This is a genomic window from Pseudomonas sp. Sample_23 (genome assembly GCF_004307595.1).
GTDB lineage: Bacteria > Pseudomonadota > Gammaproteobacteria > Pseudomonadales > Pseudomonadaceae > Aquipseudomonas > Aquipseudomonas atacamensis.
In genome coordinates this window covers 1-8,646 of the sequence record NZ_RCNX01000079.1, presented here as the reverse complement: position 1 = coordinate 8,646, position 8,646 = coordinate 1, and the positions used below count along the sequence as shown (strand labels likewise).

The 8,646-nt window shown below is 59.6% G+C and carries 8 protein-coding genes and 1 pseudogene; 6 read left to right on the top strand and 3 right to left on the bottom strand.

All coding sequences use genetic code 11. The features are described 5' to 3' along the window. Positions 1-23 precede the first annotated feature (23 nt). The gene (locus D8U82_RS19740) at positions 24-1,583 is read right to left on the bottom strand and encodes a sigma-54-dependent transcriptional regulator (RefSeq protein WP_123442868.1); all 1,560 of its coding nucleotides are present in this window, start codon (positions 1,581-1,583) and stop codon (positions 24-26) included. 392 nt (positions 1,584-1,975) lie between these two features. Here D8U82_RS19740 and phhA point away from each other — a divergent pair, with 392 nt between their 5' ends. The 6 genes from phhA (at position 1,976) to D8U82_RS19715 (ending at position 6,386) form a co-directional block, all read left to right on the top strand. Continuing rightward, positions 1,976-2,767: a phenylalanine 4-monooxygenase gene (gene phhA, locus D8U82_RS19735; protein WP_130902803.1), complete on the top strand. Its 792-nt coding sequence runs from the start codon at positions 1,976-1,978 to the stop codon at positions 2,765-2,767. Positions 2,768-2,882: 115 nt separating this feature from the next. Continuing rightward, the gene (locus D8U82_RS19730) at positions 2,883-3,239 is read left to right on the top strand and encodes a 4a-hydroxytetrahydrobiopterin dehydratase (protein WP_016771115.1); all 357 of its coding nucleotides are present in this window, start codon (positions 2,883-2,885) and stop codon (positions 3,237-3,239) included. After that, a complete protein-coding gene (locus tag D8U82_RS19725; RefSeq protein WP_130902802.1) occupies positions 3,239-4,432 on the top strand; it encodes an amino acid aminotransferase in 1,194 nt (397 codons plus the stop codon). The genes D8U82_RS19730 and D8U82_RS19725 overlap by 1 nt, the downstream gene beginning before the upstream one ends. 269 nt (positions 4,433-4,701) lie before the next feature. Then, the gene (locus D8U82_RS28615) at positions 4,702-4,833 is read left to right on the top strand and encodes a hypothetical protein (protein ID WP_016771117.1); all 132 of its coding nucleotides are present in this window, start codon (positions 4,702-4,704) and stop codon (positions 4,831-4,833) included. A 70-nt stretch (positions 4,834-4,903) separates the two neighbouring features. Then, entirely contained in the window at positions 4,904-5,086 is a 183-nt protein-coding gene (locus tag D8U82_RS19720) for a hypothetical protein (RefSeq protein WP_123443095.1), read from the top strand. A gap of 112 nt (positions 5,087-5,198) precedes the next feature. Next, complete coding sequence (locus D8U82_RS19715) at positions 5,199-6,386, top strand: MFS transporter (RefSeq protein WP_051600625.1); 1,188 nt, start codon at positions 5,199-5,201, stop codon at positions 6,384-6,386. Here the strand turns inward: D8U82_RS19715 and arfB are convergent. Together arfB and D8U82_RS19705 are read right to left on the bottom strand one after the other, a co-directional pair. Further along, complete coding sequence (arfB, locus tag D8U82_RS19710) at positions 6,383-6,796, bottom strand: alternative ribosome rescue aminoacyl-tRNA hydrolase ArfB (RefSeq protein WP_130902801.1); 414 nt, start codon at positions 6,794-6,796, stop codon at positions 6,383-6,385. The two genes, D8U82_RS19715 and arfB, sit on opposite strands and share 4 nt — an antisense overlap. Positions 6,797-7,087: 291 nt before the next feature. Beyond that, positions 7,088-8,511: pseudogene (locus tag D8U82_RS19705) on the bottom strand (IS1182 family transposase). Between the last annotated feature and the right edge of the window lie 135 nt (positions 8,512-8,646).

The window sequence follows — 8,646 nt, the reverse complement described above, 5'->3', positions numbered from 1 at the left end:
AGCATGGGAACGATCACTTGCGGCTATGACTGAGACTTGCCAACCTCATACTCACGCAGCTTGTTGGCAATGGTGGTGTGCGAAACACCGAGTCGCTTGCCCAACTGCCGACTGCTTGGATGCTCGGAATACAGCCGTTCCAGCACCGCTTTCTCGAAACGCCCGACGATCTCGTCCAGACTGCCGTCGAGAGAAAAATCGCCAAGCGGCTGCCGCACGCCGTAATCCGGCAGGCGAATATGTTCGGCCTTGACCGTGCCGCCGTCGCACAGGGAAACCGCCTGGAACAGCACGTTCTCCAGCTGCCGCACGTTGCCCGGCCAGTGGTAATGGCTGAGGCGATCCATCGCCGCCGGGGCCAGTTTCGGCAGCGGACAGCCGATCTGCCGACTGGCCTGATCGAGAAAGTGTTCAACCAGCGGCGTCAGACCGTCGAGGCATTCGCGCAGTGGCGGGATGTGCAGCGACAGCACGTTCAAGCGGTGATAGAGATCCTGACGAAACTCGCCGCGCGCGCACAATTCGGACAAGTCCACCTGGGTCGCGCAGATCACCCGCACATCGAGATAGACCTCTTCATCACTGCCGACGCGACGGAAGCAACCGTCCTGAAGAAAGCGCAGCAATTTGACCTGCAAGCGCGGGCTCATCTCGCCGACGCCATCGAGAAACAGCGTGCCGCCAGCGGTCAACTCCAGCAGGCCAAGCTTGCCCTCAGCGCGAGCGCCTTCGAAAGCGCCGGGGCCGTAGCCGAACAGTTCGGTCTCGGCCATCGACTCCGGCAGTCCGGCGCAGTTGAGCGCCATCAACGGTGACTGTCCGCGCGGGCTGGCGAGGTGACAGGCGCGCGCGAGCAGTTCCTTGCCGGTGCCGGTTTCGCCTTCTATTAATAGCGGTGCATCCAGCGGCGCCATGCGTCGCGCTTCGCGGACCACAGCGGCCATGACTTTCGAGCTCTGGAAAATACTGTCGAAACCGCGCAGCTCTTGCTTGCGCACATTGTAGATACGCTCGCCGACGCGGTCGGCGCGGTGCAGCGTCAGTACGGCGCCGGCCATGGCCTCGCTGTCATCGTGCTCCGATTGCAGCGGCGCGATGTCGGCGAGAAAGATGTCGCCCTTGACCTTGACGCGCATGCCGTTGATCCGCGATTTGTTGGCGCGCACCAGTTCCGGCAGGTCGAAATCCTCGGCGTAGCGCGACAGCGGAATCCCCGGCACCTCATCGACGCGCACGCCGAGCAACTGCGCCGCCGCGCGGTTGGCCGCAACGATCGAGCCGCCCATGTCGATCGACAACACCGGAAACTCCAGCGCGCCAAGCAGTGCGTTCAATTCCATGTGCCGGCGTTCACTGGGCATCAGCCCGACGCGCTTGACCCCAAACACCCCGCCGATCGCCTCGAACTTGGGGCGCAACGCCTGGAACTGGATGTTGATCAGGTTCGGGCAGTGCAGATAGATCGCATTGCCATGCTCACCGCCAACTTCACCGCGGGCGACGTTGATCCCGTACGCCACCAGCAGATTGAGAATGTCGCGCAGGATGCCGATGCGGTTCTGGCAGTGGACTTTGATGCGCATAGAAAAAGGCCCGACAGGTTTGAAAGGTAAACACATGTCCTTGTGGGAGCGAGCCTGCTCGCGAAGGCGCCAGCACATCGAGTATCGATGTGTCAGACAGACCGCTTTCGCGAGCAGGCTCGCTCCCACAGGGTTTTGTGGCGCGCCGAGGCAGAGTTTTCTGTCGAGGCACGCAGATAGTTGTCAAGATTATGTGACAGCTCCTGCCCTTTTCAAACCCGCCAATCACCGTAAATGCGCATTACCCGACAATGCGTAACGATAACTTTACGAAACTCGACGAAATTTCCTACGCATGCGCGGCTCAACGTGCTGCGCAGCTTCGCGCTTTGGGGTATTCCTTTAGCCATCGCTGGACATAACAACAACGAATTTCCTAGCAGGAGAGCAGCATGAAGCAGACGCAATACGTGGCTCGCGAGCCCGATGCGCAAGGTTTTATCGACTACCCCGCCGAAGAACATGCGGTGTGGAACACGCTGATCACTCGCCAGTTGAAGGTGATCGAAGGTCGCGCGTGCCAGGAATACCTGGACGGTATCGAAAAACTCGGTCTGCCCCACGACCGCATCCCGCAACTGGCCGAGATCAATAAAGTCCTCGGCGAGACCACCGGCTGGCAAGTTGCCCGGGTGCCGGCGCTGATTCCTTTCCAGACCTTCTTCGAGTTGCTTGCCAGCAAGCAATTCCCCGTCGCCACCTTCATTCGTACCCGCGAAGAACTCGACTACCTGCAAGAGCCGGACATCTTTCACGAGATCTTTGGTCATTGCCCGTTGCTGACCAACCCGTATTTCGCTGAATTCACCCACACCTACGGCAAGCTCGGCCTGCAAGCGACCAAGGAAGAGCGCGTGTATCTGGCGCGGCTGTACTGGATGACCATCGAATTCGGTCTGGTCGACACCCCGCAGGGCAAGCGCATCTACGGTGGCGGAATTCTGTCCTCGCCGAAAGAAACCGTTTACTGCCTGTCGGACGAGCCCGAGCATCAGTTCTTCGATCCGCTGGAAGCCATGCGCACGCCGTATCGCATCGACATTCTGCAACCGTTGTACTTCGTCCTGCCCAATCTCAAGCGCCTGTTCGATGTGGCCCATGAAGACATCATGGCCATGGTTCGTCAGGGCATGCAGTTGGGCTTGCACGCACCGAAATTTCCGCCGAAACCCAAAGCCGCCTGAACCGCGACTTTTGCTGACAATTGCGTCTGTCCGTCGCCGCCACTTTGCTTTAGCGTGACGGCATTGACGGCACACGCGCTTTAATAAAAAACACACTCGTTTTCAGGAATACACCATGTCGACTTTGAACCAAGCCCACTGCGAAGCCTGCCGCGCCGATGCGCCACAAGTCAGCGACGAAGAACTGCCGATCCTGATCAAGCAGATCCCTGACTGGAACATCGAAGTACGCGACGGCATCATGCAGCTGGAAAAAGTTTTCCTGTTCAAGAACTTCAAGCATGCGCTGGCCTTCACCAACGCCGTGGGCGAGATCTCCGAGGCCGAAGGTCACCACCCGGGCCTGCTGACCGAGTGGGGCAAAGTCACCGTGACCTGGTGGAGCCACTCGATCAAAGGCCTGCACCGCAACGACTTCATCATGGCTGCGCGCACTGACGAAGTGGCGAAGACCGCAGAAGGACGCAAGTAATGCACTTCGACGCCATCGGCCGGGTCCCCGGCGACCCGATTCTCGGTTTGATGGAGGCCTATGCGCAGGATGCCAATCCGCGCAAGTTCGACCTCGGCGTTGGCGTCTACAAGGATGCCCAGGGTCTGACGCCAATCCCCGAGGCGGTGAAAATCGCCGAGGCCCGACTGGTCGAAAGCCAGGACACCAAGACCTACATCGGTGGCCACGGCAATCCGCTGTTCGGCAAGGTCATCAACGAACTGGTGCTCGGTAGCGACTCGGCATTGATCGCCGAACAACGCGCCGGCGCCACCCAGACCCCGGGCGGTACCGGTGCCTTGCGGCTGGCGGCAGACTTCATTGCGCAATGCCTGCCGGGCAAAGGCGTATGGTTGAGCAACCCGACCTGGCCGATCCACGAAACCATTTTCGCCGCCGCCAAGGTCAAGGTCAGCCACTACCCGTACGTGGGCAGTGACAACCGCCTCGACGTCGAAGCGATGCTCGCCGTGCTCAGGGAAGTGCCGAAGGGCGACGTGGTGCTGCTGCATGCGTGCTGCCACAACCCGACCGGTTTCGACCTGAGTCATGACGATTGGAAGCGCGTGCTTGAAGTGGTGCGCAGCCGCGATTTGCTGCCGCTGATCGACTTTGCTTATCAGGGTTTTGGCGATGGCCTGGAGCAGGACGCGTGGTCGACCCGGTTGTTCGCGGCGCAAGTGCCGGAGCTGCTGATCACCAGTTCCTGCTCGAAGAACTTCGGCCTGTATCGAGACCGCACCGGTGCGCTGATCGTCTGCGCGACCAGCGCCGACAAGCTCATCGACATCCGCAGCCAACTGGCCAATATCGCCCGCAATCTGTGGTCGACGCCGCCGGATCACGGCGCGGCGGTGGTCGCGACCATCCTCGCCGATCCAGAGCTGAAAGCGCGCTGGGCCGATGAAGTAGAAGCGATGCGCTTGCGGATCGCGCAGTTGCGCAGCGGCTTGGTCGAGGCGCTGGAACCCCACGGTTTGCGCGAGCGTTTTGCCCACATCGGGGTGCAACGCGGGATGTTCTCCTACACCGGCCTGTCGCCGGAACAGGTGAAGAACCTGCGCGAGCAGCACAGCGTGTACATGGTCAGCTCCGGCCGCGCGAATGTTGCCGGGATCGACGCCACCCGCCTCGCATCGCTCGCCGACGCGATCGCTGACGCCTGCAAATAATCCCCCACCCGACTGATCGTTCCCACGCTCTGCGTGGGAATGCAGCCCGGGACGCTCCGCGTCCCAACAGCGGACGCAGAGCGTCCATTGAGGCATTCCCACGCAGAGCGTGGGAACGATCAGCAGACCCAGCGCTTGCCTCCCTGCGGCCATCTGTCGCATTAATTTGAATTAAAAGTCTGATTGTCATTTTTCCTGCTGTATCCTGCGCAGGCTTTGTAAAGCGCGGAGCACCTGATCTATCAACAGACTTAGCGAGGAGCGCAACCATGCACGAGATTCCCAATCTCCCCTTCCCAAGCCTGCACGTACCTGAGCAGACGACCCCGCAACACGCCGGTGCTGAAAAGCCCGAGCCGCAAGAAGCCGCTGACAGCCGCAAAGCCGACAGCGAAGAGTAAGACCCGCCGTACAGACCGTGTGGAAAGCGCTAACATGCGCTTTCCACACTGCCTGAAACCCGAGCCCGCCATGACCGATGAATTCTCCGAAAGCCAAGCTGCCGTGCTGATCGGCGCCACCGAGAAAATGATCGAGATCTGGAATCGCCTCTCACCCGCGAAACAGGCCGCCCTGCTCGAGCGTTTCGGCAGCGAAGAAAACGCCCTCGCCGCCCTCGTCACCACGCAACTGGTCGCCCCGGCGAAATCCTGAAAGCGCCACCCGGCAAATAGTTTTACTTTTCCCCGCCTTTGAGCGGTTCACGCCGGTATCATGAGCAGCCTATCTAATCTGCTGCTCCCGTGGATCGTTACCCATGTCGTCTATACCCGAGCCCCAGCGTCCGCTGGCGGTTACGCTGCAAGTAGTCTCCATCGTCCTTTTCACCTTCATCGGTTACCTGAACATCGGCATCCCGCTCGCCGTGTTGCCGGGCTATGTCCACAGTGACCTGGGTTTCGGTGCGGTGATCGCCGGGCTGGTGATCAGCGTGCAATACCTCGCCACCCTGCTCAGCCGCCCGTATGCCGGCAAGATCATAGACAACCAGGGCAGTAAACGCGCAGTGATGATCGGCCTCGCTGGCTGTGGCTTGAGCGGTGTGTTCATGCTGATTTCCGCGTGGACACCGAACCTGCCGCTGCTGAGCCTGATCAGCCTGCTGATCGGCCGTCTGGTGTTGGGCAGTGCGGAAAGCCTGGTCGGTTCTGGTTCGATTGGCTGGGGCATCGGCCGGGTCGGCGCGGCGAATACGGCGAAAGTGATTTCCTGGAACGGCATCGCCAGTTACGGCGCCCTGGCGATCGGCGCGCCGTTCGGTGTCTGGCTGGTGAGCCGGCTGGGGCTGTGGAGCATGGGCGTGAGCATCATCCTTCTCGCTCTGCTCGGTCTGGCGCTGGCATGGCCAAAAACCGCTGCGCCGATTGTTGCCGGCGAACGTCTGCCGTTCATGCATGTGCTGGGCAAAGTCTTCCCTCACGGCTGCGGGCTCGCGCTGGGCTCGATCGGTTTTGGCACCATCGCCACGTTCATTACCCTGTATTACGCGACCCAGCACTGGGACAACGCCGTGCTGTGCCTGAGCCTGTTCGGCGCCAGCTTCATCGGCGCGCGGCTGCTGTTCGGCAATCTGATCAACCGCCTCGGCGGCTTCCGCGTGGCGATTGCCTGCCTGTCGGTGGAAACGTTGGGGCTGTTGCTGTTGTGGATTGCTCCGGATGCGCATTGGGCACTGGCCGGTGCGGCGCTGAGCGGTTTCGGCTTCTCGCTGGTGTTCCCGGCGCTGGGCGTGGAGGCGGTGAATCTGGTGCCGGCCTCGAGCCGTGGCGCGGCGGTCGGTGCCTATTCGCTGTTCATTGATTTGTCGCTGGGGATCACCGGGCCGCTGGCCGGGGCGATTGCGGCGGGGTTCGGTTTTGCTTCGATCTTTCTGTTCGCAGCCTTCGCGGCGTTGAGCGGCCTTGGCTTGAGTGTCTATCTGTACAAGCACACGGCGAAGTATCGCGAGGTTTAGAAGTCCACCTTGCCGCGCCCGGCCTTGATGCTGCCGCGCTTGGTTTTCGACTCCAGCCGACGCTTCTTCGAACCGAGGGTCGGCTTGGTCGGGCGGCGTTTCTTTTCCACTTTGGTGGCGCTGAGAATCAGCTCGACCAGCCGCTCCAGCGCATCGACGCGGTTGGCTTCCTGGGTGCGATATTGCTGCGCCTTGATGATTAGCACGCCGTCGCTGGTGATACGACTGTCTCGCAGCGCCAGCAGGCGTTCCTTGTAGAACTCCGGCAACGACGAGTTGGGAATGTCGAAGCGCAAGTGCATGGCGCTGGAGACCTTGTTGACGTTCTGCCCACCGGCGCCTTGCGCGCGGATGGCGGTCAATTCGATCTCGGCATCCGGCAGATGCACATTGTTGGAAATCACCAGCATGGAAAAGCGTCCGTAATCAGAGCGTGCAGGATAACCTGATTCACTCAACCTCTGTGGGAGCGAGCCTGCTCGCGAAGGCGGTGTGTCAGTCGATGCAGATGTTTCTGATGGACCGCTTTCGCGAGCAGGCTCGCTCCCACAGGGTTCGGTGTGATGCCAGATTGTTCCATTTCGAAACAACAAACCCGGCACTTCAGACTGTGTGAAAACGCACTGACGGCGGTCCCAGCAAACGCCCCGACTTGTACGGGGCGTTTGCTTTTGTGCTCACAGCAGACGAAAAAAGGCGTTTCAGCCCATCAGCGCCATCATCTGGCGCACGCCCAACACGTTAATTGCTCTTTTCAGGTTGTAGGCGTTCACCGCCAAGGCCATTTCAGCTCTCGCGCCTTCAAGCTGTCGCAGCAAGAAGCGAGCGTTACCAAATAACCACTGTTTAAGGTTGCCGAAGGGATGTTCGACGATGGCTCGTCGACTGACCATCATTTCGGGATGTGTCTGCATTCGCTGCTCCATTCGCTCGAAAGCCTGTTCGTGCAGATGGCGCGAGATGTATCGGCGTTTGGCGTCGGTGCACTTCGCTTTAATCGGGCAGCTTGCGCAGTCGCTGACCTTCGCTTGGTAGATCCGGCCTTTGTTGCTGATCTGCTTAAAGATCAGCCATTTTCCGGCAGGGCATTGATATCGATCTTGCGACGCATCGTAGGCAAATGCTGTTCGATCGAAAAATATCTGTTCCTTGCCGCAGGAGTTGAGTGATCGCGCCACAGGCACATAAGCCGTGATGTTCTCATCCTCACATGCCTGGAACTGCTTGCCATTGGAGTAGCCCGCATCCGCGGTGACCGTCAGTTCATCTTGTGAAAGTTGTTCCTTGGCGGCCTTGGCCATCGGTTCAAGTTGCTTGCGATCATCGCTGTCCTGAGTCACTTCATGATGCACGATCATGCAGTTTTCAGCGTCGACGGCTGTCTGCACGTTGTACCCGACCCGAGGCCCTTTGTGCGTTCGCAGCATTCGCGCATCGCTTTCGTGGGTATTGAATTGCTCAAGCTCCATGGATTCATCAGCGCCTGGCACGTCAAGTTATTGGAATGCCTGACTTCAAGTTGCGCCAAAGTCGCCTTGATTGCATTGCGGTCAATCTTCTCGCCGGCTTCGGTTTTCTCTGCCTCGTCCAGCTCTGCCAAATAGTGGGCGATGCGCTTCTCCAGCTTCTGCTCTTGATGTTGGAGCCGCTTCAAATTCATATGACGCCGTGAAGAGGCGACCGCCTGAAATTTGCTGCCATCAATGGCCACCAACTCGCCGGTTATCAGCCCCGCTGTGCGGCAAAACTGCACGAAGGCCCGGCACGTCGCGATAAAAGCGGCTTTGTTGTCTTTACGGAAATCGGCGATGGTCTTGAAATCAGGCTTGAGTCGATTGATCAGCCACATCACTTCGACGTTGCGCTGGCACTCGGCTTCGAGCCGTCGTGATGAGCGAATCCGCTGGAAATAGCCGTAGAGGTAGAGTTTGAGCTGATCCGCTGGATCGTAAGAGGGACGGCCGGTGCTTTTGGGAAGTGCTTTATCAAAGCCCAGTCGAACCAGATCCAGCTTGGCGACGTAAAGATCGATAACGCGAACGAGGTGATCCTCGGGGATCAACTCTTCCAGCGAGACCGGAAACAGGCTGGTCTGGCTGCGGGACTGTCCCTGGATGTAGGCCATAACGAAAAATGCTCCGTATCTTTCGATACGGAGCATTTTCTTTGAGCGCTGCGCAGATTGCTAGGTTTTCACACAGTCTGACTTGGCCGGGTTTGCTGTTTCTGCTTGAGCGGTTACTTGGCGATCACGGGCAGC

What these genes read in the sequence shown, in the direction of transcription:
- D8U82_RS19740 (WP_123442868.1), bottom strand. Translation starts at nt 1,583, where the DNA reads ATGCGCATCAAAGTCCACTGCCAGAACCGCATCGGCATCCTGCGCGAC.
- phhA (WP_130902803.1), top strand. Translation starts at nt 1,976, where the DNA reads ATGAAGCAGACGCAATACGTGGCTCGCGAGCCCGATGCGCAAGGTTTT.
- D8U82_RS19730 (WP_016771115.1), top strand. Translation starts at nt 2,883, where the DNA reads ATGTCGACTTTGAACCAAGCCCACTGCGAAGCCTGCCGCGCCGATGCG.
- D8U82_RS19725 (WP_130902802.1), top strand. Translation starts at nt 3,239, where the DNA reads ATGCACTTCGACGCCATCGGCCGGGTCCCCGGCGACCCGATTCTCGGT.
- D8U82_RS28615 (WP_016771117.1), top strand. Translation starts at nt 4,702, where the DNA reads ATGCACGAGATTCCCAATCTCCCCTTCCCAAGCCTGCACGTACCTGAG.
- D8U82_RS19720 (WP_123443095.1), top strand. Translation starts at nt 4,904, where the DNA reads ATGACCGATGAATTCTCCGAAAGCCAAGCTGCCGTGCTGATCGGCGCC.
- arfB (WP_130902801.1), bottom strand. Translation starts at nt 6,796, where the DNA reads ATGCTGGTGATTTCCAACAATGTGCATCTGCCGGATGCCGAGATCGAA.